The sequence below is a fragment of the Capilliphycus salinus ALCB114379 genome, from assembly GCF_047276495.1.
GTDB classification, from domain to species: Bacteria; Cyanobacteriota; Cyanobacteriia; order Cyanobacteriales; family Microcoleaceae; genus Capilliphycus; species Capilliphycus salinus.
In genome coordinates this window covers 3,443,015-3,469,938 of sequence record NZ_CP178543.1, presented here as the reverse complement: position 1 = coordinate 3,469,938, position 26,924 = coordinate 3,443,015, and the positions used below count along the sequence as shown (strand labels likewise).

Genomic DNA, 26,924 nt, shown 5'->3' with positions numbered 1-26,924 from the left:
TTATGTGCGCTTAAATAATTTTTAAATAGACAAATTGGATCGGTATAACAACCCACACCGACAACAAGAAAGCATTCTCCTTTTGTATGGGTTTCTGAACTTGCCCTAGTTTTTTTCGGGAATTCGAGATTTTTTAGAAGCTCCGAAAGAAAAATCATTTATATAAAAAAAAGTCAAAAGTAATGAAGAAATTTTAAACTTCAATTAACCAATCCCTCCGGGTTTATTCCCCAGTTCATACGGATGAGAGAATCAAATATATTGTCGAAATTAATTAATCATTCAAGTTTCGGTGTAATAAATAGCGCATTGACGATAAACTGGAGAAAGGGATTGCCATAACTGTCTTGCTGATTGGCAGGAGTGATTCCCCTGCGGAGACGCTTCGCTAACGCCAATATATACTCCAATAATTTCTCGTGTGGTCGCATCTATGGAAAGCCAAATCCATTGTTTTTGTGCTTTCGAGCCTGCATAAGACCATAATTTTGGCAAGAGCGAAAATTTGAGCAATGTGGCAGCATTTTTTTTTGGTAATATTGTTACAGACTGCGGATTTTTTTCTTTAAAATCCTATTGACTTTTCGGGCGAAAACCTTTGTGAATGCGGGCGTTTGCTCTGCCAATATTCATCTGTTCTGGTGCATCTAGTTATGTGGAATAACCTCGTTTTTTTGTGCCGCATCTGGTTGACCGGGGCAAGTTTTCTGAGTGTTCTGTTTGCCGCCTTCCCCGGAGTAGCACAAATTGTCCCCGATAATACGTTGGGAAATGAAAGTTCGGTTGTGGTTCCCAATCAAAATATTCGCGGAGTGAATGGCGACCGCATCGACGGGGGTGCGGTGAGGGGAAGTAATTTATTTCACAGTTTTCGAGAGTTTAACGTGGAAGAGGGACGGGGAGTTTACTTTTCAAATCCCGATAACATTGTTAATATTCTGAGTCGAGTTACGGGTAATAATATCTCAGAGATTCTGGGAACGCTGGGCGTTTTGGGAAATGCCAATTTATTTTTTATAAATCCCAATGGTATTGTCTTTGGGCCGAACGCAAGATTGGATGTGGGCGGTTCATTTTTTGCCACAACTGCCGATGGAATTTTGTTTGAGAATAACTTTGAATTTGCCGCATCTAACCCGAAAGCTCCCCCGTTATTAACCATTAATATTCCTCTCGGGTTAAACTTTAGAAACAACCCCGGTGAAATTCGAGTCGAAGGGATTGGTAATAATTTAAGTTTTGATTTCGAGACCTTGGCAAAAATTCGAGACAATCGACCTGTTGGATTACAAGTTTCCGACGGTCGGACTTTGGCTCTAATAGGAGGTAATATCTCACTGGAGGGAGGAAATTTAACTGCGGCAGAGGGACGAGTTGAACTTGGTAGCGTCGTGGGTTCTGGAACAGTAACACTTGCTCCTCAACTCAATGAGCCATTGATTTATGATGAATTCTCTACATTTGGCAGGATTCAACTGTCTCGGGCTGCTTCGGTGGATGTGAGTGGTAATGGTGGAGGTGACATCAATGTTCAAGCTGGACGGCTGGAATTGCTAGATGGTTCGGCAATGTTATCACAAACACTCGGTTCTGAGTCCGCCGGAGGAATAGCTGTCAGAGCATCAGAATCAATTGAACTAATTGGTACTACTGCTGGCGGTCAATTTCCCAGTCTAATGAGCGCTTCAGTTGCAAAGGAGGCGACAGGAAATGCAGGAAATTTAACCATTAATACTCGGCATCTGTCGCTTTCGGATGGCGCACAAATAGCAGTTGATACATTTGGCAATGGAGATGGGGGAAATTTAACGGTTACGGCGATTAATGTGGAACTGGTTGGTCAATCTGTTAATGGTGAATTTCCCAGTGCTTTGGGAGCTTTAGTTGCACCCGAAGCTACAGGAAATGGAGGAACTATTAATATTAATACTCAACGTTTGTTGGTTCGCGATGGCGCACTAATAACAGCTTCGACTTTTGCTCGGGGTAATGGAGGAAACTTAACGATTACCGCTACGGATATAGAATTGGTTGGTGCCGGTCAGTTACCCAGCGCTTTAAGAGCTTCAGTTCTATCGGGAGCTACGGGGAATGGAGGTACTTTAACCGTTAATACTCAAAATCTGTCGGTTCGAGATGGAGCAACAATTGATGTTCGTTCTGAACGCACAGAAGCCGCAGGTGATTTAATTATCAATGCTCAATCAATTCTTCTCTATAACCAAGCTAGTTTGAACGCAGAAACAAGCGCAGGTCAGGGGAATATTATCATTAATACGGATGACCTCAGACTAAGCCGCAACAGCAACATTACTACCAATGCAACCGGAGTTGCAACCGGAGGCAATATCGAAATTAACACCGAGAATTTAATTGCCATTGAAAATAGCGATATTTCTGCCAACGCTCAACAAGCTTTTGGAGGTCAAGTTTTTCTTAATGCAGATGCAGTTTTAGGAACCCAATTTCGTCAAGAACAAACGGATGCTAGTGATATTACAGCAACTTCTGAACTCGGCTCCGAATTCAGCGGAACTGTTGAACTCAACACCGAAATTGACCCCAGTTTCGGATTAATTAAGCTACCTCAAATTGTTGTTGACCCCGCCCGGTTAATTGCTCAAGACCCCTGTAGGCAAGGTATCGAGAGCGAATTTGTAATTACGGGTCGGGGGGGATTGCCTCCTAGTCCTCAAGAAAGTGTACGCAGCGAAGAAACGTTTGTTTCCTTAATGGAATTGCCCCCTGAAGTTGAGTCCCGCCGCAATGATACATTCTCCCAGAAAAGTAGAGTGCAGCGCAATGATTCCCCAATCCAAAATCAATCCGTTTCCAGTTTGGATATTGTTCCGGCGAGGGGATGGATACGCAATGAAAAAGGAGAGGTCATTCTTGTTAGTTACGACCCCACCAAAACGGGAGTTCACCGCAGGCGACTACGTTCAATTCAATGTTAGCCTTAAATTTTATTATTATTTCCCTCTCCACTTTGTCCCTCTTTGCGCTAACAACCAGGATACTTTCATTGGTACAAGTAAAAGCAGGCGGTGAACGAGTCAATCTTCTCAAACAACCAAAAACGGGACATTAATCCCGCAGAACACAGCTATTTGATTGTCCAATAAATGTCAAAGTAACAATTTCCCTCTCAGTATCCAAAATTAAATTAAAAATATTTCAAATTGGATACCCCAATAAAACCCTATCTTCCTCGGGCAAATCTCCCGCCAAAACGGGTAAAGTTAGCCTTTGATCATCAATAATAATATTACCCCGATAAGCGGTGAATTGACTTAAACCGCCAGGGCGTGGGAATTTCTAAATCTTGGTCTAAATTTTCCCATCCAAAAGCATCAATATCTTGAGCATGAATCGCCAAAATTCCCGATGTAAAACCGGAATCAAACTATTACGTCAACCGGAATTTGTTCGCCATCGGAAGTTACTAATTCAATCTCAAAATAAATGCCCCGTTCCGTAATTTGTCCTCGAATCATTAATTAAATTTTTCCGAAATATTTGGATTGATTGAGTTTATAAATGCTCGGGCGTGCTTTTGGGAAAATAAATTTTGCTGCGGAAAAATATACCCGTATAGTCCGGGTCGAGAAAATAAACTCCCGTTTCAGAATCAATTGCAATGTACCAATTCAAATAATTAGAGAGCAATCTGGGTTTAATTTTCTGTAAAATTTGAGCGGTTTTTTCGCTCGCGTTGCTTTTGGTGTAATTTGTGCTGATTGAGCGACTCAACTGAAGTTGAACGAATATCGGGAAGACGGCGGGTTTTTAAAGCCTTTGATAATTCACTAGATTGAAGTCCCATCGTTGATGTTCCTGTAGTTTATAATTATAATAAACGATTTTCGCCCCCCATGCCGAAGTGATTTTCCGTGCAATTAATTTCATCAAACACATAAATTGTCTTTACGAAGAACACAACAAAACTTGGGATGGAAAATAGCTTCAATCTCGCCTAACAGAACTTGGTATTGTAGACTGAGGCGTAAAATTAATGAATCTAATAAAAAATAAATAAAAATATTAAATTTAAAGTCGCAGCAAAACACAACAATATCTAAAATCATAAATCTCTTAATTTTCTACTCAATTTTGTGTACTAACTTGGGGGTAATACTCCACTGATAGGCGTGAAACAGCAAAGTTATCAACTCAAAATTATCGGCAATTTTTGAAATCAAATTGAGGCTGAGGGAGCATTTTTATTGAGATTGATAAAGGTTCTGTTGCAAACTTATTTTTTAGTGCAACAGAACCTTAACAAAACCCTTATTTTTAGAATTTTACTCGGTGCTACTCAACCTTTATATTCTCGGGTTAAAATATTCGGGTAATTAACCACAATATTTTTTAAACTCAAACACTTTATTAGAAATTTAATTCAAAACTTATCCGACGTCAAGTTGAGAATCGTTTAGCCACCCCATAGCCGATTTTGCCATATTCTCCAAATCGATTTGTCGTCGATTCAAAAAACTATCAAAATCATTATTCCACAAAGTATCAGGTTCAATTAAATGCGAATGTAAAATCCGCTCTATTTGTTTGTGAGAAATTCCCTGCTCTTTGAGCCTTTCCAAATAATCCGCAGGCGCACGTCCGCCGATTAAGCGGTTAGTGGGTTCGCCGAGTGGCGTTAAATTCACCAAACAATTGTAGTGTCCCGAATTAATTTTCATCTTGCGACACCAAGCTTTGGGAAAAATATGGTGGGCTTGAATCGGTTGGGCAAAATAATTGACATCCGATAACAATTCTCCGGTGTAAAAATCTATAGCCCCATTCTGACGCAATAAAGCGTTAATTCCCTTGTAAAAAGCCCCCTGTCGCTTGGTGATTTTCAGCAGTCGCGAAGGTTTGAATTGGGATTCTTGAAAGCTCGTCGGCAAATTTCCGCCGTACAATAACCAGTGGGGAACCTCAGCCATATCTTTGGCAGCCCTCTGTTCGTACCAGGACGAATAAAATTCGGTTAAAACGACCGTCCAAAACCACCGCTCCAATTTCCGACGACAGTGAGAGTCGAGGGAACCCACCACCGCAAATATCGCCCCCAACACCACCAGTTGGATTTGATAGGGCAAGTCTTCGGGGGAAAAGATTTTTTGGGCGTGGAGAAAACGGGCGGCTTCTTCAAAACCCGATTCCAGTTGGGGGCTGTACTGCTGGTATTCTTCGACGGTCAGTTCCATGACTTCGCGGCGACTACCACCCACACGGGGTAATGTTGTCAGTGGAGAAATCGCCCCCTTCAGCACTTCAAAGCGTTGGTGGTGGGTGCTGACAAAAGCGATACCGGAAAGGAAGTCAGTATCTCGCAATTCCTCCAAAACTTTATGCTTTGACAGTCGAGAAAGCCGCTTTTCACAATCTTGTCCCAATGAAAAATCGTGAGAATCGAACGTAGATTTAATTAAATCGAAGTAATTTAAAGGGAAACCTTTGGTATTGACGTCGATAAAGCTTTTGCAAACTCCGGGCTTGGAGAGTTGGCTGTTTAAACACACCGAGGGAACTTGGTAATGCTCAACTTTTTTGATAATTTCCCATTCAAATTTATCGAGGAGTTCCGTTTTAGCCGGGGCGTAATTCCAATGGCGGAAAAAATCGGATCGCCATTGATTAAAATTAAACATAAAGTTGCAGGGAAACATTAACGATTCAAATTCTTGTTCGGAGGTTGAGCAATCAATATTTTGGCTCGGGTCTAAATAACTTGCTTTCTTTTTTGATAGGGGCAAGTTCAATAATTGATAATTAATAATGGATAATGGATAATTACCTCGACCATTATGAAGAGGATTGATAGAGAGGAAATATTTTTTCTTTTTTCTCCTTTAAAGGAGAGATATTAAACCTCATTAATTATCAATTATCCATTGTCAATTATCCATTGATGACAACGGCTTATTCTAGGTAATAATAGGGATCTAGGGCTTTATTAATGTCGATATAATACCAATAATATTCAATTTTACGTTTGGTTTTTGTGATGAATTTAATCGGGTTTTGGGAGTAAATAACCGAATACAATGAGGTCATTCGCTGCTGTCCGTCCAGGATTAAATATTCGGGGTCTGCGGGTTTATCTAGGATTACACCGTCTATCGGACGGGGTGAAAAATGTCCGTTGGAGTTGCCGCATTCGCGTATCAAAATACATCCGATGGGCAAGCCGGAACAGATAGTGCCAATTAAACTTGATACCAGTTCACTTTTCCATCGGAAGCTGCGTTGCAAGTTAGGAATCTGCATTTTTCCGGTATGAATCTGTTCGCAAATCTGAACGAGTGAAATATTTTTGGACTCGAACATTGAGATAAAGCTTGATTGATTGCTGTCCATTTCTGCGCGATATGAGGTGAATATTTTTAACTGTAATCGAAATTTGAACAAAATTAATTTGTAAAACTTAAAAGAAAATGTTGAAGCCAAAATTAATTATCAATTGGAAAACGCTCGTCAACTCTATTCTAAGATTTGGCGAACGGGTGTTAACAATAACAAAAATTGATTTGGGAAAGTTCAAGAGTTTTAGTTTATAATTCCAAAGAGCTTCATCAATTACCATTGCTTTATTAATCAACCTATGAATTTTCGTCTATCTACCTTTTCAGTCGTGGGTGCAACAACAGTTTTTTGTCTGACTCCACTGGCAACTGTGGCACAAATTGTCCCCGATAACAGTTTGGGTTCGGAAAATTCGGTGGTTGTTCCCAATCAAAATATTCGAGGGATATCGAGCGATGGCATTGACGGGGGTGCGGTGAGGGGTGGGAACTTATTTCATAGCTTTCAGGAGTTTAACATCAGAGAAGGACGGGGGGCTTATTTTTCCAACCCCGACAATATTGTTAATATTTTAACTCGGGTTACGGGAGGGAATGTCTCGGAAATTTTGGGAACATTAGGCGTTTTAGGCAATGCCAATTTATTTTTAATTAATCCCAATGGAATTGTATTTGGGCCAAACGCCAGATTAGATGTAGGCGGTTCATTTTTTGCCACAACAGCCGATGGAATATTATTTGAAAATGGCTTTGAATTTGCCGCAAGTAACCCAGCAGCCCCGCCCTTATTAACCATAAATATTCCCATCGGGTTAAACCTTCGAGAAAATCCTGGGACTATTGTTAATCAAGCCGCACCGCAACTGGTTCGGTTGGATGGGAGTTCGCTACGAAATGATGCAGGATTTCTGATTCCGCAAGGCTTAAACGTTCCTCAAAATCAAACATTAGCATTGGTTGGTGGAGATGTATTATTTAATAATGGCTTTGCAATTTCTCCGGGGAGTCGAATTCAATTGGGGGGATTATCTGAACCGGGGACTGTGCAAATTAACCCCGATAATAGTTTAACCTTTCCCGAGAATATTCTACGGGGAAATGTGGGGTTAACCAACCAATCACAGATAAATGTTCGTGCAGATGGGGGCGGAGACGTTAATATTAATGCGAGAAATGTTGAAATCTCGGGTGATAGTGTTATTCGAGCGGGAATAGATGAAGGATTAGGTTCTCTAGAAGCACAAGGCGGAGATGTTAATATTAATGCTCAAGAAAACGTTTTGATAACAGGTGCAGAAAGTTCGATTAGAAACAGTATTGACATTGATGCAATTGGTCAACCCGGAAACATCAATGTGACTGCTCACTCACTTACACTTAATGATGGAGCATTTCTCGGTACGGTTCTTTTAGGACAAGGAAATGCAGGCAATATTAATATAGTCACAAACTCATTAGTAATGAGTAATCAAGCCGGACTTGGTGCTTTGACTTTTGGACAAGGAAATGCAGGTGTAGTATCAATTTCAGCAACGGATTCTGTTGAGTTATCGGGTAGTAATATTTTGAGTAGTGTCGAAGAAGGTGCAGTTGGAAATGGGGGAACAATTGAAATTAATACGGGTAATTTATTAATATCTGAAGGTTCACAAGTTATTACTAGCACTTCCGGGGAAGGAAATGCAGGGAATATAACTGTAAAAGCTGATAATATCGAACTCACAGGAACTTCGGCTGATGGTGAGTTGATTAGTGCTTTTTTTGCTGATGTTAATGAGACAGGGGTGGGTCATGGAGGAAATATTCAAATCAAAACCGGACAATTACGATTGACGGATAGAGCAACTATTCAAAGTAGTACCTTCGGACAAGGAAATGCAGGTGTAGTATCAATTTCAGCAACCAATTCTGTTGAATTATCAAGTGGTAATATTTTTAGCAATGTTGAACAAGGTGCAAGGGGTGATGGAGGAATAGTTGAAGTTAACACGGGGAATTTATTGCTATCTGAAGGTTCACAAGTTATTACTAGCACTTCCGGGGAAGGAAATGCAGGCAGTATTATTGTAAAAGCTGCAACTGTTGAACTTACGGGAACAACACCAGATGGTGAAATTCGGAGTGGTTTTTCTGCGGATGTAAATGGCACAGGGATGGGTCATGGAGGAAATATTCAAATTGAAACCGGACAATTAAGATTAACAGAGCGAGCGCGAATTCAATCCGGTACCTTTGGAATAGGAAATGCGGGTTCTATATCGATTTTTGCAACCGATTTGGTGGAGTTATCAAATAGTTCTATTTTGGGTGAACTCGCGGAAAATGCAGTTGGAGATGCAGGAAATATTGAAATTTCAACCTCATCGCTTAATGCAATAAATGGACAGATTAGTTTGATTGCATTAGGTAACGGAAACGCAGGAAATATTCAGATTGAAGCACAGCAAATTTATCTTTCCGATTCTATTGTAGCAGGTGAAACTTCAGCAACAGGTAATGTCGGAAATCTTACCATTAATACCGGAACTTTAGTTGTTCAGGATGGTGCTGATATTCGGCTTGCTGTCAATGAAGAATCAACAGGCTCAATGGGAAATATAACCGTTAATGCTTCCGAGTTTGTAGAAGTAACGGGAACAATAACTGGGGTTATTAGTCGAATTAATACTCGAACAAATGGTAGTGGTAATGCAGGTAGCGTTATAATCAATACTCCGAGATTAGCTGTTCGAGGGGCAGGAAGCATCTTTGCGAATAGCTTCAACACAGGACAAGCTGGAGATGTTTTTATCACAACGAATCAACTAATAATTCGAGATGGAGGATTCATCCAAACTTCTGTTTCAGGAAAGGGGGGTTCAGGTTCTCTGCAAATTAAAGCAAACGAAGTAGAGATAGCAGGGGAGTTAAATTTGGGTGAATTCAACTCAAGAAGCGGTTTAAGTGTTTTTACAACTGGTGAAGGAACCGCAGGAACTCTCAATTTAGAAACCGGACGATTAACTGTTCGAGATGGAGGCGAAATATCAGTAAGAAGTCTAAACGGTAGTAGCGCTGGCTCTATAAATATTCAAGCTTCTGTTGTTGAGTTAATCGGGGGGGGAGTATCTCCCAGTCTAATTTCTGTAGCAACAAATAATTTACCAGACGAAACATCTGCTAATCTAGAATTTAGCGGTACTAGCGTGGGAAGTATTACACTCGAAGCAGACCAATTAAGAATACTCAACGGAGCGCTGATATTAACTTTTTCAGGGGATGTAGGCAGTTCGGGTTCAATTGATATTCGTGCCAATACTATCGAAATTAGCGGTAGAGGAACTCAAAGGATTATTACTTCATTGACAGGAGAACCATCCACACTGGGTAGTCGAATTGTCGCTCAAGCTGGTAACGGGGGCAACACCGGAAATATTTCAATTACCGCGCAGAGATTAGTCGGACAAGATGGAGCAGTAATTCGTACTAATAGTTCGGGAACGGGTTCTTCAGGTTCAATTACAATACAAGCTCAAGAGGTTACATTTGACAACCAAGTTTTTGTTTCTAGTGGAACGGCAGGAGCGAGCAATGGAGGAGATATTACTATTGAAACGGAACAACTTACAATGCAAAATAATTCCACAATTTTTTCAGGAATTTCGTTACCAGATGAATCCGAAACCCCTGCTCTTGAAATTCCCCCTAATCGCCGAGGAGGAACAGTCTTCATTAAAGCCTCAGAATCACTTGCTCTTGATGGGGAAGGAACATCAATTATCGTTGGAGTTAATGAAGAAGGAGCTATAGGTAATGGTGGAAATATCATTATTGAAACCGGACGTTTAACCTTGAGCAATCAAGCTTTCTTGTCTACATCAACTTCAGGAATTGGAAATGCGGGTTCGGTCAATGTAGAGGCCGAAAATATTCAATTAGCAGACAGGTCTTTTATCCTTGCGAACGTTTCAGAAACGGGGGTCGGAAATGGAGGAACGGTTAGTGTTGATGCTGAACAATTAACAGTTAGAAATAAATCTGCTATTTTTGTAAACAGCGACGGTGTTGGGAATCCCGGAAATTTGGAAGTGAATGCTTCCCAAGTTCGTTTGGAACAAGCAGGTCTAGTTGCAGATTCAGTAACAGGTGAAGGGGGAAATATTGCTATCAATTCACCGGATATTAGCGTGCGGCGTGGAAGTTCAATTTCGGCAGCCGGAAGCGAAAGCGGTCAAACGTTTGATGGAAATATTGATATTAATTCTAATTTGTTAGTGTTATTGGAAAATAGTGAAATTGTTACCAGTGCGTTTGACCCAACGGGAGGGAGCAATATTAATATCCGTCCTTTTGGAAATTCGGAACTCGGACTTTTACAATCTCAAAATAGTATTATTAACGCTGCTGGAGATCTTTCTATCGATACAACGCTTAATTTTGACCCCCCAGAATCACTAGAAGTTACAGTTGTTGACCCGGCGGAATTAATCGCTCAAGACCCCTGCAAACAAAGAGGAACTAGCGAATTTGTGATAACGGGTCGGGGAGGAATAGCGCCGAACCCCGTTCAAGATTCATCGACAATTCCCCGGTTAGTTGAATTACAATCTCCCCTGATTGAACCCGTTATTTCTCAACCCAATAATTTATCACAACCTCCTCAACAAATATCACAAAACCGAGAAAAAAATCCCATTGATTCTAGAACGATTGTTCCGGCGAGGGGATGGATAAGAACCGAAGAAGGAGAGGTTATTTTGGTGGGTTATGATCCTACAAAAACGGGAGTTATTCGTCAACAATCTCCAATTAATCAATGTAATCCCAATCCCATCAAATAAAATTCAAAGTCCGGCTTCCATTCGCGCTTGTTGTAAATCTTGGGGAAATCCCAAGCGATTCGACCAAGAGTTTAGGTAATCAAAATCCAGGGATTCCCCTTGCACTTTTAATATTCCCAAAATATCCCGCCACTGTTTGTCCGACTGACCCGAACTTCTCTCTTGGTGCGCGTTCCTTAGCGGATGAGACATCCGCAGGGTCGCACCGCTCCACTGAAGTTTATTGAGGATTATATCTTCTGGAGAGGCTAAATTAACCATAATATTACCCGGAGTTTCGTATTGCTGTCTCCGTTCAAATTGAATGCGCTCAAATTCATCATTGTTTGCTAAAATTAGGTCGGCGCGGGAAATTGTTTCAATATCGGTAACTTGTAATATTCGCATTCGACCTTCAACAATATCTTCTACACCCGGAACATAAAACCCCATTTGTTCTAACTCGGTCGCCAATACAATAATATCAGCAGGTTGAATAAAAATAACGATATCGACATCCCGAGTTGTCCGAACTTCCCCGTAAGCGATTGCGCTTTAGCGCAGTGGCGAAGCCAATCGCCGCGACACCCCCGGTGATATAATAGGGAATATTTAGCAATTCAAAAATGGGGTGCAATTTTTCAGCTAAAGCAATTGAATCTTGAATCCAATTCATTTGATTGTGAGTAGAAGTCAAACCGGGAAAATCATTCTCTCCCAACCAAGCAAAAGCAAGTTTTTGAGCCAGTTCCGCATCAGATAGCTGAGAAAAATGTTGTCTAAAACAGGAGATAGAAAACCGACGAGCATTTTTATTCATTTCGGCTCCCATTACCAAACGCTGTGAGGGAGAACGTTTTTTCAACAACTCAAATCCCAATAAATCCACTTCGGGAGTTGTGTCTGGTGATTGCGGTTTATAGCCAGGTTTTACTTTAAATTTCGGAATTGATGACTTCATTTATTGTACCTACTTATAGAGTTAAATACTATAGATTTAAATCCGGTTTTCTTTGAGATTTTAACCTCAAAAATTAAATCAAAAAAAATTGAACAAAATAAATTTAACAGATTAAATAATAAAATATTTGCGGATAAAGTTGTTTTAATTTTTGTTTTAAATAGACAAGAAAAATTTTAAGTTTTTATTAAGATTATTGCCGTGCTAATTTAACTTCTAAAGTTGCAATATTCTGTTTATTGTCGAACGTAATATAGAACAGTTCTAACGCTTGGTATCCCAAGATTACTCGGTCTATTTCTGGGAATTGTCCGACAAAAACGGGAACTTCTATTTGATGCTCATCAACAAAAACTTGTCCCCGATCAATTAAAAAATCAGCTTCACCATTCGCAGTGGGTACTCCCCTTTCTGTAGCGATATATTGCCAACCTAGAGCTTCAACATCTTGAGCATGAATTCCTAAGATACCCGATGTGAAGCCCGTATCAAATAAAGCATCAACTGGAATCAATTCACCATCTGAAGTTATTAAATCTATTTCAAAATAAATTCCTTGCCTAGTAATTCTGCCATTAATCATTTTTGTCCGACAAACCCCGATTGATTTAACTGGTAGATGCACAAAATAGTCTTCGGAAAGTATAGATGACTCCTCAAACAAACTCCCGTATAGGTCGAATCTAAAAAATAAACGCCCGTATCAGGATCTATAGCAATATACCAATCGCAATAATGTTTTCTTAAGTTGGGCTTAATTCGTTGGAGTATAATTCAAGCTTTATCGAGTCGCTGACGGGCTTCTGAGTGGCGCTCTTTGAAGGAGGTTTCAGAAAGGGGATTAACTTCAAATAAACCTCCGGGGTGGGTGCTTCTTGGAAGCGAACTTGCTTTGAACATCGTTTTTCTTGATGAACTGAATCGATTGTTTTTATTTGATCATACGAGTCACTAAATTAATTTAAAATCATACTTCAGAATTCACGCCCAACTGTTTTGCTTTTATTCGAGAAGCTGCCCATAAATATTCCGACTCTTCCGATTCCAAAGCGATTCTTGCCAAATTCCAATGCAGTGTTTTAAAATAATATTCTGCCCGTCTAGGCCAACGAGAATAAGGGTGTCGATGACCGGGGAGTAAATTCAAAGCTTCAATACATTTTTCCTGAGAAATCAACTCCAAAATAGGTTTAGTTTTTGGACTGAGTATTTTCTCTGGAAAATTACTTAATAACCACTGAGCAATGAGTTGGGCTTTAATTAAATATCCCCGTTGCAACCAACTTGAAAAAATCATCTCCAGATCTTCCCAAAATTGACGATGCTCCCAATAGGTTTGCCCCGATGTAATCATCTGTTCGGCGACCGTCCAGGTGTTTTCGTACCAGTCGGGTAAACAATCTTCCATCGGGTCAAACGATTGATGATTGGCATCACTCCAAGTTATAATGCGGTGATAAGTTAGGACAATTTCATTCATAGCTCATTACTCTCGAAACCAAAATTCTGTCGTTTCATAAATTTCTCGTACATCTTCTATTTGATGATACCTGATATCAGCCCCGCAAGATTCGTAGCTAAAAATTGCTGACTTAAGTTTTTGAGCATCTTCGATTCTCCAAAGTTGTGCGGGATTGTAGCCCGTTGCATCCATGATAATTTTAGCAAGAATATCCGCCCGACATCCTTTAGTTTTAAGAAAATCAAAGAAACTTTTTCCCGATTGACGACATTGTTGATTGAGTTGATAATCTTCTAAACTTTTAACCCATTCATCAATCATCATTAAAATTTGTGAAAAATCATACTGGCTCATTGAAAAGTTTTTACTCCAATTATACAACATCAATAAAAATTTTGCGCTTATAAAAAATAATTATAGCCAAAATTAAAGGGCGACAATTTATAATTAATTGTGCGGAAATTCTATTAATTATATTCAAATCTTGCGTACAGGAACGCATTATTGCCGAAAGAATAATTAAAGGAATTTATCCGGGGTTATTCATTGACAAGTCCGCTTGCCAAATTATTTTTTGAACTTCTGACTTCACACTTCTAACTTCTGACTTCAATAATACCTGCCCCTCGGTATGAGCGGGTATCGAAACTTGGGTTAGACTTCGGCTTTTTGCTCCCGTTCAACCCATTGGGAATGGGCTTCTTGGTTTCCACCAAATGAATCAATCGAGACTTGACGCTCCGGCATGGGGTTCAGGGGGGCGTTGATGGGGTTATACTGACAATAGCAAATCACGATCATGTCAAAGTCCATTCCAACGGGTAAATCTGGCGAATAGACTTCGACCCGCGAAACTTCCCAGTCGCTTTGGCGGTGATGAGTCTTAGCTTCGGGATATTGACTATCGGAGAATTGCTCAACTTTGATAAATTCTGGGGGTCGGTATCCGGGTTCAGGTAGGGGACTGTCCGAACAGTCGTAATGTTCAAACAGGGTTTTTGTCAGTGACCCGGTATGAGCATATTTGCGTTCCTGCCATCCCGGTTGACGTTTTTCGGCTCGAAATATAATCCATTTTCGCATTAGTCTTCCTCCGTTTCTGTTTCATAATACGATTTGGGAAATTCGGTTTGTCCACCGAATACGCAATCAACGCTTAATATGGGGTTGCCCGTTTTTTCTACATCCAGCAATTGCCAATTATACTTGGATGCCATTTCGTAACAGCATTCATCGTCGGCGGCGGCGTGACGGGATATATTTTCTTCATCATCGTAACGTGGCTTCATCGTTAAGTTTAATTCCTTAGTAATTTATTGTTCGCATGAAAAGAATGAACCAACGTTGTAACGAAGTCAGAAGTCAAGATAAAGCCATTCTTTGAAAAAATAGAGTTTTAATTTTAATTAAAAATATAATTTTAAAATCTTAAATTAAAACTCTAAAAAAATTAGTTTCTTCGGTAATTATTATGCTAAACTATTAAAAATTACGGTAAAATAGGCAAGCATGAAGCGAGAACTGACTAAAATTCTTGATCTAACTGGAGTAGTAGTTAAATCTAAGAAAGAAATTGAAAAAACTCTAATTTTAGAGGTAGAAGCTAGCTCAAAAACAGCTAGGTGTCCAAGCTGTCAGAAAGTCAGTCATCGTCTTCATCAGAATCATTGGCATTTAGTTAAAGATCTACCCGGGGGAGAAAAAGAAATATTTTTAAGAGTTAATCGAAGACAGTTTAAGTGTAATTTTTGCTCAAAACCCTTTAGTGAAGAATTAAATTTTGTCAAAAAAAGGCAAAAATATACAAAAAGATATGCTCAGTTCATTGTCGAAGAAGTTATTAATAGTAATTTACTGGGTGCAGCCAAAAGAAATAACTTAACAGAGAAAGAAGTAGAATCGATGATTAATCAGGTGAGTCAAGAGGTTGACCGTTCACCTGATTGCGAATCAGGTGCTTGCGGTCAACTCGATTCCCGAGTGTTTCCAATTCCACTCAAAAATTTAACAAGATTAGGAATAGATGAGATGGCTCTAGTCAAAGGACAAGGAAAGTTTATTGTAGTGTTAGTTGATTTAGAAACGGGAAAATTAATTGGATTAATCCCAGAAAGAAAAGCTAAGGTTCTAGAAAAATACTTAACATCTTGGGGAAAAGAAATTTTAGAGCAAATAGAAGAAGTCATCCGTTCACCGGATTTTAAATCCGGGGAAGCGCGGATGACTCGATTCCCGAGTAAGTATAGATATGTATAAGATGTACAAAACTGTTCTAGAAAAAGTTTGTCCACAAGCTGTAATAACTGTCGATAGATTTCATGTGACTAAGCTATTACATCAAGAATTGAATCAAGGGAGAATTGAGCAAAAAAAAAGTGCTGAATCTCTAAAATCCAAACCCAGACAAAAGCTATTTTCTAACTTAAAGGGCAGCAAATACATTTTGCTAAAAAGAGAAGATAATTTGAAAGAAGAACAAAAAGAAAAACTAGATACTCTAAAGAAAGCCTCAGCAATGCTGGCAGTAATGCATGAGCTTAAAGAAGAGTTTACAGCGATCTTTGACCGAAGTAAAAATTTAGGAGAAGGAACTCTTAAGCTGATAGAGTGGGTCGTCAAGGCTCAACCATTCTTTCCAAAATTTGTCCGCACTCTCAAGAAATGGTTTGCCGAAATAGTTGGTCCTGTTTGAACAGAAGACTACTAATGCTGTTGTCGAAGGGATTAACAATCGATTGAAAGTATTGAAACGTTGTGGATTTGGATGCGCGAAGTTTCGAGAATTTCAAAAAAAGAGCCTTATTATTTTGGCATTTAAGTGATAATTTGGCATAACAAGTATCGGAGAACCACCTTTACCCCAGAAGAAACCACCGCCCCTGAACCTCAAGCCGACACGGGGACGCTGTTGAGCCTGTTTCCCTCCACCTTCGACTTTGCGATCGCCGCCCTCAACGCCTTTGATTTTCCCGTTCCCAACCTCAACGTCAGCGAAACCGAGCGCTCGATAGAACTGCAACTTCCCGAGGAACTCAAACCCCGCTACGATCGCCTTCCCAAAGAAATTCGCCCCGACGAAAAGACCCTGCTGAGTTTAACCGAGAACCCCCGGGAGATCATGGCGGCGATGGTCGAAGCCCGCCGTCAGGACGACCGCTGGCCCGTCAAACAGTACCTCTGGGAACTGCATCCTCTGGTAGAATGGTTGGGCGATCGCTGTTTGTTCCACTTCGGACGCCACCAGGCTCCGGTCATTCAACTCGCGGAGGGAATGGCACCGGGAGAGGCTATATTTATCTGTTTCGGAAGCTTTCCCAACCGCAGGGGTTCGACGGTGTTGAACCGTTGGGTGTCGGTTATCTTTAAAAACGGCAAGTTTGAAAGCACAGAACCCTTCAGCCAAACCCTCGAGCGGACCCAACTCGGGAAACATTCGATACCCAACCCCGGTAAGGTGGATGTCGAAGACCTGTTGGGTTTGCGTTCGACCGCGATCGCACAGGCCCGGACCCACCTGCAAAAAGAGCGCCAAACTTTCGACGCCGAACTGAGTATACAACTGAACGAACAAAAACGCCGCCTCGAACAGTTGCGGGGATGCCACTTTGAACAGTTGGAACTGAAGTTTGAGCAGGATACGCGATCGCAAACCATCAAACAGCAGCGCCGACAGGGAGAACAAACCCGCATCGAAAACATTTTTAAAGATTACGAAGATTGGGTGAATTTGTCAATGACAACCGAGCCGGAACCCTATATAATATCAAATCCGGTTAATCAGTATTCGTAAGATTGGATTTTAGGCCACCAATGAAAACAAGTTAACCCATGAATAAATTCTGGTTGTTCCATTAACACTTTTAACCGAGCCAGTAGTACCTCTTCTAATTCTTCTATTGTGTCAAAAGATCTGTTAACTATGGGTTCATTTGTTAAAGGCCAAAGTCGTTCTGCTGGTTGTAATTCAGGAGAGTATGATGGTAAAAATTCTAAATGTATTCCTTCAGGTACTTTTAAAGCTTTACTGGTGTGCCCGGAGCGCTCCATCTAAAACCAAAAGAACTTGTTTGTTTTTTCCTAAACCGAAATACTTGGCAAAATCTTCCAAAACTTGACCAAATATTTTTGTATTAACTTTGGGTAATAGCCACCAGTAAGTTTCCCCCGATTCGGGACAGACGAAACCATAAAGCCATACCCATTTATATTGCCACTTAATTTGAGCTGTTGGTACTTCTGACCAAGGTATCCAAACTCTTCTATATATTGGTTTTAATCCAATTCTATGTTCGTCTTCTGCCCAGAGCTGAACTTCTGAATTTGGGTACTTCTGCTGCAATTCTTTTAACTGACTTGAGAGTTTTTTTTCCAAGCTTCTTGTTCTACGGGGTCAGCTTGTTGATTTTCCGGTCGAGGCATCCTCAAACGATATTCCATTGCTTTTAAATATTCCCAACCTCGCCATCGCTGAGACTGGGCGTTCCAATTGATCGCTCATCCAGTCAGCTACCTTTCTACCATTCCATAATCCACCATCAGCTGCTGGCTGTTGTATCACTTGTAATAATTGAGCCATTTGAATTTCGTCTAAAAGAGGTTTGCCTCCTGGGTTGCTTTGTCTGCGATCGCTAAGTCCTTCTACCCCCATACTATTGTAACGTCCTGCTAGTTTTCTGATCCATTGCACTGAATATCCTGTTGCAATCGCTACTTCCTCCGTTTTTTTCCCACTCGCTAATAACCACAGAATCTGATACTGGCTTCGAGCTACAGGATTTTTCGCTTCTCTGTACTTGGAGTGTAGTTGACTGACACTCAGGTGAGCGGCTATTTTGATTCTTTGAGCGCATCTGTCAATATTGCCTGCGATCGCTTCTATATACGTTTATTATATACCCGGATTTCATATAAAATTGATAGCCGTTCTCCGCTCGTAGTCGTGCTTTAGCACACCAATAAATCGGGCTGAAGCCCAACTACTAACCCGCTCGTAGTCGTGCTTTAGCACACCAATAAATCGGGCTGAAGCCCAACTACTAACCCGCTCGTAGTCGTGCTTTAGCACACCAATAAATCGGGCTGAAGCCCAACTACTAACCCGCTCGTAGTCGTGCTTTAGCACACCAATAAATCGGGCTGAAGCCCAACTACTAACCCGCTCGTAGTCGTGCTTTAGCACACCAATAAATCGGGCTGAAGCCCAACTACTAACCCGCTCGTAGTCGTGCTTTAGCACACCAATAAATCGGGCTGAAGCCCAACTACTAACCCGCTCGTAGTCGTGCTTTAGCACACCAATAAATCGGGCTGAAGCCCAACTACTAACCCGCTCGTAGTCGTGCTTTAGCACACCAATAAATCGGGCTGAAGCCCAACTACTAACCCGCTCGTAGTCGTGCTTTAGCACACCAATAAATCGGGCTGAAGCCCAACTACTAACCCGCTCGTAGTCGTGCTTTAGCACACCAATAAATCGGGCTGAAGCCCAACTACTAACCCGCTCGTAGTCGTGCTTTAGCACACCAATAAATCGGGCTGAAGCCCAACTACTAACCCGCTCGTAGTCGTGCTTTAGCACACCAATAAATCGGGCTGAAGCCCAACTACTAACCAAACAAACCCATGCCTTTAACCGGAATTGCCAACGAAAACGAATTTTACTCCGATCACTACCTCGATGCTATTCTCACCCAAGACCTGAAAGGGGTGGCGAAAGAATGGCTGGAAACTTCCGACGAGAAAACGCCCGATAAAGCCCTGGGTCGCCTCCGCCCGGACTATTTTCGCCTGCTAGACCGACTCAAACGTTTGGACGACCCCGCCGAACAGCTTCAGCAGCAGCGGGCATTTTTTGAACAAATATTAACAATTTTGGGCTATCAGTGGCAACCGCAATTAAAGGTTTTAGATTCCGATCATTTTTTACCGATTATTGCAGAAGTCACCCGCAACAACGGCACCCAAAAACTCTGGGTAATAGAAGGATTTAACAACACTTCAGAACCCCTCGACGTTCTTTCTTTAACCCTGCAAAACGAACAGTATCAGTTCGCCGAAAATCTGGAGGGCGACACCTTAGAAAACTCGACCCTCGAAGACCTGCTAACCGACCACATTTTCGCCGAAGATAACCCGCCCCGGTGGGTGATTTTAATCAGCCTAGACCAACTGGTATTAATAGACCGCCACAAGTGGAACGCTTCCCGGCTTTTGCGGTTCGATCTCGCCCAACTTCTCGAAGAAAAAGATAAGGATTCCCTCCTGGCGGCGGCGACTTTATTACATCGAAATCACACCTGTCCGGCGGACGGGACCGCTTTACTCGATACCCTCGACGAAAACAGCCACCGCCACACTTATAGCGTTTCGGAAAGCTTAAAGTTTGCCCTCCGAGAGGCGATTAAACTGTTGGGAAATGAGGCGATAGAATACCGGAAAACCGTCAGCAAAAAACAGGTGTTTTCCAGCGACGAACAAAAGGAACGGGGGGAGCAAGAAATCGACCCCAACGAGTTAAAAATAGAGTGCCTGCGGTGGGTGTACCGCCTGCTGTTTGTATTCTACATCGAAGCCCGCCCCGAACTCGGCTACGCCCCGATGGGTTCCGACGTGTACCGGGAGGGCTACAGTTTGGAAACTTTGCGGGATTTGGAACAAACTGAATTGATATCAACCGAGGATGAAAGCGGCTATTATATTGATACCTGTATTCGCCGTTTGTTCGCTTTGCTGTGGTCGGGTTATCCCGAAGAAGCCAAACAGTTAAACCTTTTGGAACCGGGCGAATTTTCTGCCCAACCCATCCACAATACCTTCCATTTACCCGCCCTGAAAAGCCATTTGTTTGACCCCAAACGCACGAAAATGCTCAACGGGGTTAAATTTCGCAATCGGGTACTGCAAAGGGTTTTGGAGCTAATGTCGCTCTCCCAAAAGGGCAAAAGTCGGCGGGGTAGAATTAGTTACGCCCAGTTGGGGGTGAACCAACTCGGGGAAGTTTACGAAGGGCTGTTGAGTTTGTCGGCGTTTTTTGCCGAAGAAGACCTCTACGAAGTTAAACCCGAAAAAGAACCCGACGAACGCAGCGAACTCGAAGTCGGTTACTTTGTTCCCGCCCGCCGCTTGGACGAGTTTAAAAAGTCGGAATTGGTGATCGATCCCGAAACTAAAAAAGACCCCCGCAAGCACGAACAGGGTAAGTTTATCTTTCGTGCTTGCGGGGCGGGACCGACAAAAAAGCGCCAGCTATTACACGCCCCAATCTTTAACGGAATGTTTGGTGAAATACGCCCTCAAAGAGTTGTTAAAAGATAAAGCCGCCGACGACATTTTAAAGCTGACCGTTTGCGAACCCGCAATGGGAAGCGCCGCTTTTTTGAACGAAGCCGTAGACCAACTCGCCGAAGCCTATTTGGAACGCAAACAGGAGGAACTGAATCAGCGAATTCCCCACGAAAGGGTAACTCTTGAAAAACAAAAGGTGAAAATGTTTCTCGCCGATCGCAATGTCTTTGGTATAGACAAAAATCCGATCGCGATGGAGTTGGCGGAGGTTTCCCTGTGGCTAAACTCTATTTACGGAGAACCGTTCGTAGTAGGGGCTTCAGCCCCCTCTGAGTCCGCGCTCAAGCCGTTCGTAGTAGGGGCTTCAGCCCCCCTGCTGATGGTGCGCTCAAGTGCGACTACGAACTTGATGGTGCGCTCAAGCGCGACTACGAACTTGATGGTGCGCTCAAGCGCGACTACGAACTTGATGGTGCGCTCAAGCGCAACTACGAGCGGGTTTTCATTCCCTGGTTCGGTTTGCAACTCCACTGCGGGAACTCTTTGGTGGGGGCGAGACGGCAAATTTATCGCCGCCAAAATGTTACCGGAAGTAAAAAACAAGTGGCGAAGTGGCACGAATTTGACCCCCTGCGGATACCTTTGGGGGAAGCTTTACCCGATGATGGTATTTTTCATTTTCTCTTGGGCGATCCGGGTATGGCAAACTATACCGATAAGGTGATTAAAAAACTCGAACCCGATGCCGTAAAAACGATTAACGAATGGCAAAAGGAGTTTTGTAAAACCGAACTCACGCCGGAACAGGCGGACTATGCTGTTATTCTCAGCCACCGCATCGCCAAACTGTGGGAATCCTACGCCCAGGATATCGCAAAAATACGCGATCGCACCACCGACAGTCTGACGATATGGGGACAGCAACCGGAAACTAATGGCGAGACTCCCCTGGAACAAAAGGATAAAATCTATGAACAGGAAAAGCTATCTCAAGGAATTGTTAATTCTGGGGCTTACCGTCGCCTAAAATTAGTGATGGACTACTGGTGTGGGTTGTGGTTTTGGCCGTTAACAGAGGCGGAGGAGTTACCCACCCGTGAACAGTTTTTGCAGGATGTGGGGGCTATTTTGGGGGAAACGGAAATGTTGGTTCCTGCTGCGGTGCAGTTATCGCTATTTCCTGAAACCCAAACCCCGGAACAAAGTCAAGAGTTTGTGGAAAATTGGGGGTTTGTAGACCTGGATAAGTTGAAAAAGTTTAAGCCTCAGTTACAGATAGTCGAAAAGTTGGCGCAACGGTATCGCTTTTTTCATTGGGAGTTGGAATTTGCGGATGTTTTCTTATTCAATGGCGGGTTTGATTTAATGATAGGAAATCCCCCTTGGATTAAGATTGAGTGGACAGAAGGGGATGTTTTGGGCGATTTTGACCCGTTGACGGTTATTCGCAATTTATCGGCGAGTAAATTAGCCCAGCGCCGTGAGGATTTGTTTGAGCAATATCCGGCTTTGAGAAGGGGTTATTTGCAGGAGTACGAAGAATCCGACGCCACCCAAAATTTCCTTAATGCAATACAGAATTATCCCCTGTTAAAAGGGTCGCAAACCAATTTATTTAAGTGTTTTCTTCCCCAAGCCTGGATGTTCAGCAAACCCGGGGGCGTTTCCGGTTTCCTCCATCCCGAAGGCGTTTATGATGACCCCAAAGGCGGTATGTTGCGACGGGAACTTTATCGCTATCTGAAAGCCCATTTTCAATTACAAAATGAGTTAAATCTTTTTGCAGATGTCGATCATCACGCAAAATTCAGCATCAATATTTATCAAAATCCGTCGCAAACCAAAAACAGCGTTATTCGCTTTATTCATATTGCTAACTTGTTCAGCACCAAAACTATATTTGAGTGCTTTGAATCTCCCGCTAGTGGCGTTATCCCAGGGATAAAAGACGAAAACAGCAAATGGGAAACAAAAGGGCATCCGGCAAGAATTATTAGTGTTGATTTGAATACTTTACAGCTATTTGCTCAACTTTACGACCCCGAAGGAACTCCCGCAGTAGAAGCCCGTTTACCCGCTTTACATTCTCAAAATTTAGTGAGTGTATTAGAAAAGTTTGCAGCCCAAGAAAAGCATTTAACTGATGTGGTATGTTATCAAACTCCGTCAACTTGTTGGAATGAAGTTAATGCCCAAAAAGATAATACCATTCGCCGCGATACTCAATTTCCCAAATCTCCCCAAGAATTAATCCTGTCTGGGCCTCATTTCTTTGTGGGAACACCGTTAAACAAAACCCCCAGAGAAGTTTGTAAGCTTAATAGCGATTATGATGTTATCGACTTAACAGAAATTCCCGACAATTATCTCCCCCGAACCAACTACGTTCCCGACTGTTCACCTACTGAATACCGTCGCCGGACTCCTTGTGTTCCTTGGGATGATAAAAAACCCGTTACTGAGTTTTATAGGTTAGTGTGTCGTCGTCAATTAAGTCAATCAGGAGAACGAACTTTAATTCCTGCAATTGCACCTAAATATTCTGCACATATTCACCCAGTAATTTCAACAACTTTTGCAGGCAACAAAAACCTCATTAATTTTTGTGGTTTGTGTACTTCAGTTGTTTATGATTTTTACATTAAAACAACAGGAAAAAGTGACCTTTACGAGTCAATATTAAGGTTGTTACCCCTTCCTGAAATTCAACCCGCTTTACAAATTCGTACATTAGGATTAAACTGCGTGACGAAATATTATAAAGAGTTGTGGGAAGAGAGTTGGGAAGAGAAATATAGGGAAGACGCCTGGACAAAAGGGAAAGACCCCCGGCTAAACGGGAACTACTTCGGGGAACTGACGGGGGAGTGGAAGCGAAACAACGCCCTGCGGACAGACTACGAACGGCGTCAAGCGCTGGTAGAGATAGACGTGTTAGCGGCGATAGCGCTGGGACTAACCCTAGAGGAACTGATAACCATTTACCAAGTCCAGTTCCCGGTGATGCAACAATACGAACGAGAAACCTATTATGACCTCAACGGACGCATCGTATTCACCACCAGCAAAGGGTTAACGGGAGTCGGTTTACCCCGGAAAGGAAACAGCAAAAAAGGCGTTATCGGTTGGGAAGACGTTCAAAACATGGAAAGCGGAAGCGTTGAAATAAGCGTTGAAGACGACACCCTCCCCGACGGCCCTATCGAGCGAACCATAACATATAAAGCTCCTTTTGTCAAGTGCGATCGCGTTGAAGACTATCGAACCGCCTGGAACCAGTTCGTAGTAGCGATGCGGCGCATGAAGAATTGGGGCTGAAGCCCAACTACTAACCTTGCTCGTAGTAGCGATGCGGCGCGTTCTTCTATAGAGGGGCTAAAGCCCTTACTACTAACTTAAGTCATCCCAACCTTTACCGTAGTCTCGCACGGGATACTCAACCCAACAACTTCTCAACCAGTCTCGTCCCTTTTCCTGCAAATACCAATGAACACTACTGGTTTCCCAATCGTAGGGAGATTTGACATAATTATGTTTCACCGGATTGTAGTGAATATAATTTAGAGTTGCATAATAATGGCGTTCCGAACGAATAGCACGGTCAGAATAAGAATACCATACTTTTCCAGTTAAATTATCTTCGAGATTCCACTGACGGGCTAATCTTCCATGAATAAAACGTAAGATTTCACTGATTTTTTTGAATTCTATGTTTTCGACCAAAAGATGATAATGATTGGCTAAAATCACCCAAGCGAGAATTTCGCTTCCGGCTTCGATAAAATGGGTAAAAAGTTGGTTGAGAATTTCCTGACGGCGGGAGAGGGTATTGATACGGGGTTTGTGTTCGTAACACGCAGCACTCAGCAAATAAAACTGTTGATCTTGAACGGGATGGGGCGGAGAATGGGGCGGAAAGCCCTGTTGTTTCCGGTATTGTAAAATTTCTGCTTTTTGTTCGGGTGTGAGATGACGATATTGATACATAAGTTAGTAGTAGCGCAAAGAGCGCAGAAAATTCAAGGGGGCTGAAGCCCAACTACTCACTCGTTTGTAGTCGCGCTTTCGCCCGGAATCTTCAAGGGGGCTGAAGCCCAACTACTCACTCGTTTGTAGTCGCGATGCGGTGTCTGAAGAATTAGGGCTGAAGCCCAACTACGAACGGTTAGTTTATGGCATTTTTTGGGCATTATTTCAGAATAAGGCTTTCAGTACAACTCAATATATCCCATGATTCCATCCGTTGTCGCAGGCCAGATCCGCAACTGCGTTTCCGACTACCTCCGCACCACCTTTCGCCCGACCACACCGGGCTTCGAGAGTTTGATAGAAAGGTTTTTAGAAAACCCCGAAAATGCCCATCGCAGCCCCTACATCTCCCTGGGTTTGCCCTTTCGCACCGGAACCGCCGGCGCCGACTACTTCCCCGAAATACCCCTGAACTTTGCGCCGTTTCTGCACCAAGAAAAAGCCTTTGAGCGCCTCCGTCCCCCCAACTACCGCTCGACCCTGATCGCCACCGGAACGGGTTCGGGGAAAACCGAATGTTTCCTGATGCCCCTGCTGGAACACTGCCGCCAGCATCGCGAAAAACCCGGCATCAAGGCGATCTTAATTTACCCCATGAACGCCCTCGCCACCGACCAGGCCAAACGCATCGCCCAACTCATTCACAAAACCCCCGCCCTCGCCGGAAAAATAACTGCGGGGCTGTACGTCGGAGACAAGGACGAAACGCCCACCTCGGCGATGACCCCCGAAAAAATTATCACCGACAAGCGCCTGCTGCGGGAGTCGCCCCCCGATATTCTCCTCACCAACTATAAAATGTTGGATTATCTGCTGGTGCGGCCCGACGTCCAAAAGTTGTGGCACCACAACCAACCGGAAACCCTGCGCTATTTGGTGGTCGATGAGTTTCACACCTTCGACGGCGCCCAGGGTACGGACCTGGCCTGTTTGCTGCGCCGCCTCAAGCACCGCCTGAAAACCCCGGAAAACCATTTTGCCTGCGTGGGAACCTCCGCCACCCTCGGAAGCCACAGCGATCGCGGGGATATCCTCAAATACGCCGAAACGATATTTCAAGAACCCTTCGACGGGGACGGTTTGGTGGAAGAAGATCGCCTCGATGCCGCCGAGTTTTTAGCCGATGCCCTGCTGAACGTTTTGCCGATACCGGGGTTGGATGCGATCGCCCAACTGCAACCCGACAGCTACGACACCCCGGAGGCTTACATTCGCGCCCAGGCGCAACTGTGGCTGCGATCGCCGTTTTCTGGGGAGGGGGCGCTCGCCATGAGTTTGGGCGCAAGCTTTGAACAAAAAACCCTTCCCCTTGGAGAACCCCAACAGCTAACCCTCGCCCAAACCGACCCCAACGCCCCCCTGCAAGACGCCTGGCGGGTCGAACTGGGGAACGAACTGAAAAGCCTGCCCATCGTTCACAACCTGATCCGCATATTAAGCCAAGGTTCCCGCACCTACGGCGAGATCCTGGAAACCCTCGGCCGGCGCGGACCCCTCCCGGTAAAAGAACACCCGGAATACTGTCAGCTTCTCCTCGACAGCATTTTTGCCCTCATCGGTACGGCCCGGCGCGGCGTGGAACGTCCCAACGGCAAGTTAATATTGCCCTGGGTAACGCTGCGGGTTCAGGTGTGGTTTCGAGAACTCAAGCGCATGGTAGCCTCGGTTGCGGCCCAACCCGAACTGCTGTTTTCCGATGACCTCGCCCCGGAGAAGCGGGAAAAGGTGAAAACCCTCCCCGTCGTTCACTGTCGGGACTGCGGCGCGACGGGTTGGGCGGGGGTGCAGCCCGGACAAAATGCCAACAGGCTGACCGCCAACGACCTGAAAAATTTTTACAAGGCGTTTTTCAGTCACAAACCGTTAGTGTCGTTTGTGTTTCCTTGCGATCGTAGTAGCGATGCGGCGCATGAAGAATTGGGTCATAATAGCGCAAAGAGCGCAGAAAATTCAAGGGGGGCTGAAGCCCAACTACGAACTGAGAAAACCTGACCGTTATTTGTGCGGCCGCTGCCTGACCCTGAACTTGCCCGGCGTCCGGTCCTGTTACTCCTGCAATGAAGAAAATCTGATTCCGG

At 43.3% G+C, this 26,924-nt stretch carries 23 protein-coding genes and 1 pseudogene; 10 read left to right on the top strand and 14 right to left on the bottom strand.

The genetic code is table 11. The features are described from left to right. The first annotated feature begins 653 nt into the window (after nucleotides 1-653). Nucleotides 654-2,957, top strand: a complete 2,304-nt coding sequence (locus ACL6C3_RS14425; protein WP_413167894.1) for a filamentous hemagglutinin N-terminal domain-containing protein — start codon at nucleotides 654-656, stop codon at nucleotides 2,955-2,957. 719 nt (nucleotides 2,958-3,676) lie between these two features. Here ACL6C3_RS14425 and ACL6C3_RS14420 read toward each other — a convergent pair. The 3 genes from ACL6C3_RS14420 to ACL6C3_RS14410 form a co-directional block, all read right to left on the bottom strand. Next, a complete protein-coding gene (locus ACL6C3_RS14420) occupies nucleotides 3,677-3,826 on the bottom strand; it encodes a hypothetical protein (RefSeq protein ID WP_413167893.1) in 150 nt (49 codons plus the stop codon). A 583-nt stretch (nucleotides 3,827-4,409) separates the two neighbouring features. After that, nucleotides 4,410-5,657, bottom strand: a complete 1,248-nt coding sequence (locus ACL6C3_RS14415; protein WP_413167892.1) for a hypothetical protein — start codon at nucleotides 5,655-5,657, stop codon at nucleotides 4,410-4,412. A gap of 271 nt (nucleotides 5,658-5,928) precedes the next feature. Beyond that, the gene (locus tag ACL6C3_RS14410; protein WP_413167891.1) at nucleotides 5,929-6,336 is read right to left on the bottom strand and encodes a DUF262 domain-containing protein; all 408 of its coding nucleotides are present in this window, start codon (nucleotides 6,334-6,336) and stop codon (nucleotides 5,929-5,931) included. 274 nt (nucleotides 6,337-6,610) lie between these two features. Between ACL6C3_RS14410 and ACL6C3_RS14405 the strand changes: the two genes are divergently transcribed. Further along, on the top strand, nucleotides 6,611-11,131 hold the full coding sequence (locus ACL6C3_RS14405) for a filamentous hemagglutinin N-terminal domain-containing protein (protein WP_413167890.1): 4,521 nt from the start codon (nucleotides 6,611-6,613) through the stop codon (nucleotides 11,129-11,131). 3 nt (nucleotides 11,132-11,134) lie between these two features. Here ACL6C3_RS14405 and ACL6C3_RS14400 read toward each other — a convergent pair whose 3' ends face one another. The 8 genes from ACL6C3_RS14400 to ACL6C3_RS14365 all read right to left on the bottom strand — a co-directional run bounded on the left by ACL6C3_RS14400 (nucleotide 11,135) and on the right by ACL6C3_RS14365 (nucleotide 14,822). After that, nucleotides 11,135-11,584 (bottom strand): hypothetical protein, encoded by a 450-nt coding sequence (locus ACL6C3_RS14400; RefSeq protein ID WP_413167889.1) that lies wholly within the window; start codon nucleotides 11,582-11,584, stop codon nucleotides 11,135-11,137. A gap of 10 nt (nucleotides 11,585-11,594) precedes the next feature. After that, nucleotides 11,595-12,071, bottom strand: a complete 477-nt coding sequence (locus ACL6C3_RS14395) for a hypothetical protein (protein ID WP_413167887.1) — start codon at nucleotides 12,069-12,071, stop codon at nucleotides 11,595-11,597. A 193-nt stretch (nucleotides 12,072-12,264) separates the two neighbouring features. Next, complete coding sequence (locus tag ACL6C3_RS14390; RefSeq protein WP_413167886.1) at nucleotides 12,265-12,654, bottom strand: aspartyl protease; 390 nt, start codon at nucleotides 12,652-12,654, stop codon at nucleotides 12,265-12,267. A gap of 191 nt (nucleotides 12,655-12,845) precedes the next feature. Next, nucleotides 12,846-12,971, bottom strand: a complete 126-nt coding sequence (locus tag ACL6C3_RS14385) for a hypothetical protein (RefSeq protein WP_413167885.1) — start codon at nucleotides 12,969-12,971, stop codon at nucleotides 12,846-12,848. A gap of 67 nt (nucleotides 12,972-13,038) precedes the next feature. After that, a complete protein-coding gene (locus tag ACL6C3_RS14380) occupies nucleotides 13,039-13,551 on the bottom strand; it encodes a hypothetical protein (RefSeq protein WP_413167883.1) in 513 nt (170 codons plus the stop codon). 6 nt (nucleotides 13,552-13,557) lie between these two features. Beyond that, nucleotides 13,558-13,887, bottom strand: a complete 330-nt coding sequence (locus ACL6C3_RS14375) for a hypothetical protein (protein WP_413167882.1) — start codon at nucleotides 13,885-13,887, stop codon at nucleotides 13,558-13,560. A gap of 300 nt (nucleotides 13,888-14,187) precedes the next feature. After that, complete coding sequence (locus tag ACL6C3_RS14370) at nucleotides 14,188-14,616, bottom strand: hypothetical protein (RefSeq protein WP_413167881.1); 429 nt, start codon at nucleotides 14,614-14,616, stop codon at nucleotides 14,188-14,190. After that, nucleotides 14,616-14,822, bottom strand: a complete 207-nt coding sequence (locus tag ACL6C3_RS14365; protein ID WP_413167879.1) for a hypothetical protein — start codon at nucleotides 14,820-14,822, stop codon at nucleotides 14,616-14,618. The genes ACL6C3_RS14370 and ACL6C3_RS14365 overlap by 1 nt, the downstream gene beginning before the upstream one ends. Before the next feature lie 220 nt (nucleotides 14,823-15,042). On the opposite strand from ACL6C3_RS14365, the gene ACL6C3_RS14360 reads away from it, so the two are divergent. Genes ACL6C3_RS14360 through ACL6C3_RS14345 form a run of 4 tightly spaced genes read left to right on the top strand, consistent with a single transcriptional unit; the run spans nucleotide 15,043 to nucleotide 17,323 of the window. Further along, on the top strand, nucleotides 15,043-15,789 hold the full coding sequence (locus ACL6C3_RS14360; RefSeq protein WP_413167878.1) for a transposase family protein: 747 nt from the start codon (nucleotides 15,043-15,045) through the stop codon (nucleotides 15,787-15,789). A 1-nt stretch (nucleotide 15,790) separates the two neighbouring features. Then, nucleotides 15,791-16,225 carry an ISL3 family transposase gene (locus ACL6C3_RS14355; protein WP_413167877.1) on the top strand — a complete coding sequence of 145 codons (435 nt, stop codon included), beginning with the start codon at nucleotides 15,791-15,793 and terminating at the stop codon, nucleotides 16,223-16,225. Continuing rightward, nucleotides 16,212-16,355, top strand: coding sequence for a transposase (locus ACL6C3_RS14350; RefSeq protein WP_413167876.1), 144 nt, complete (start codon nucleotides 16,212-16,214; stop codon nucleotides 16,353-16,355). The genes ACL6C3_RS14355 and ACL6C3_RS14350 overlap by 14 nt, the downstream gene beginning before the upstream one ends. Beyond that, on the top strand, nucleotides 16,352-17,323 hold the full coding sequence (locus ACL6C3_RS14345) for a hypothetical protein (protein ID WP_413167875.1): 972 nt from the start codon (nucleotides 16,352-16,354) through the stop codon (nucleotides 17,321-17,323). Before ACL6C3_RS14350 ends, ACL6C3_RS14345 begins: the two co-directional genes overlap by 4 nt. On the opposite strand, the pseudogene ACL6C3_RS14340 reads toward ACL6C3_RS14345, so the two are convergent. Further along, nucleotides 17,311-18,391, bottom strand: a pseudogene (locus tag ACL6C3_RS14340) (IS630 family transposase). The gene ACL6C3_RS14345 and the pseudogene ACL6C3_RS14340 overlap by 13 nt on opposite strands. Nucleotides 18,392-18,436: 45 nt before the next feature. Next, nucleotides 18,437-19,147, bottom strand: coding sequence for a hypothetical protein (locus tag ACL6C3_RS14335; protein WP_413167874.1), 711 nt, complete (start codon nucleotides 19,145-19,147; stop codon nucleotides 18,437-18,439). 8 nt (nucleotides 19,148-19,155) lie between these two features. On the opposite strand from ACL6C3_RS14335, the gene ACL6C3_RS14330 reads away from it, so the two are divergent. From ACL6C3_RS14330 to ACL6C3_RS14320, 3 genes are read left to right on the top strand one after another with little or no spacing between them, the layout of a single operon-like run. Next, nucleotides 19,156-20,847 carry a hypothetical protein gene (locus ACL6C3_RS14330; RefSeq protein WP_413167873.1) on the top strand — a complete coding sequence of 564 codons (1,692 nt, stop codon included), beginning with the start codon at nucleotides 19,156-19,158 and terminating at the stop codon, nucleotides 20,845-20,847. Further along, complete coding sequence (locus ACL6C3_RS14325; protein ID WP_413167871.1) at nucleotides 20,813-21,541, top strand: hypothetical protein; 729 nt, start codon at nucleotides 20,813-20,815, stop codon at nucleotides 21,539-21,541. The genes ACL6C3_RS14330 and ACL6C3_RS14325 overlap by 35 nt, the downstream gene beginning before the upstream one ends. Then, nucleotides 21,517-24,135 (top strand): Eco57I restriction-modification methylase domain-containing protein, encoded by a 2,619-nt coding sequence (locus tag ACL6C3_RS14320; protein WP_413168329.1) that lies wholly within the window; start codon nucleotides 21,517-21,519, stop codon nucleotides 24,133-24,135. The genes ACL6C3_RS14325 and ACL6C3_RS14320 overlap by 25 nt, the downstream gene beginning before the upstream one ends. 72 nt (nucleotides 24,136-24,207) lie before the next feature. Here ACL6C3_RS14320 and ACL6C3_RS14315 read toward each other — a convergent pair whose 3' ends face one another. Next, nucleotides 24,208-24,804, bottom strand: coding sequence for an REP-associated tyrosine transposase (locus tag ACL6C3_RS14315; RefSeq protein ID WP_413167870.1), 597 nt, complete (start codon nucleotides 24,802-24,804; stop codon nucleotides 24,208-24,210). Nucleotides 24,805-25,047: 243 nt separating this feature from the next. Between ACL6C3_RS14315 and ACL6C3_RS14310 the strand changes: the two genes are divergently transcribed. Then, nucleotides 25,048-26,838 carry a DEAD/DEAH box helicase gene (locus tag ACL6C3_RS14310; protein WP_413167869.1) on the top strand — a complete coding sequence of 597 codons (1,791 nt, stop codon included), beginning with the start codon at nucleotides 25,048-25,050 and terminating at the stop codon, nucleotides 26,836-26,838. Nucleotides 26,839-26,924: the final 86 nt, after the last annotated feature.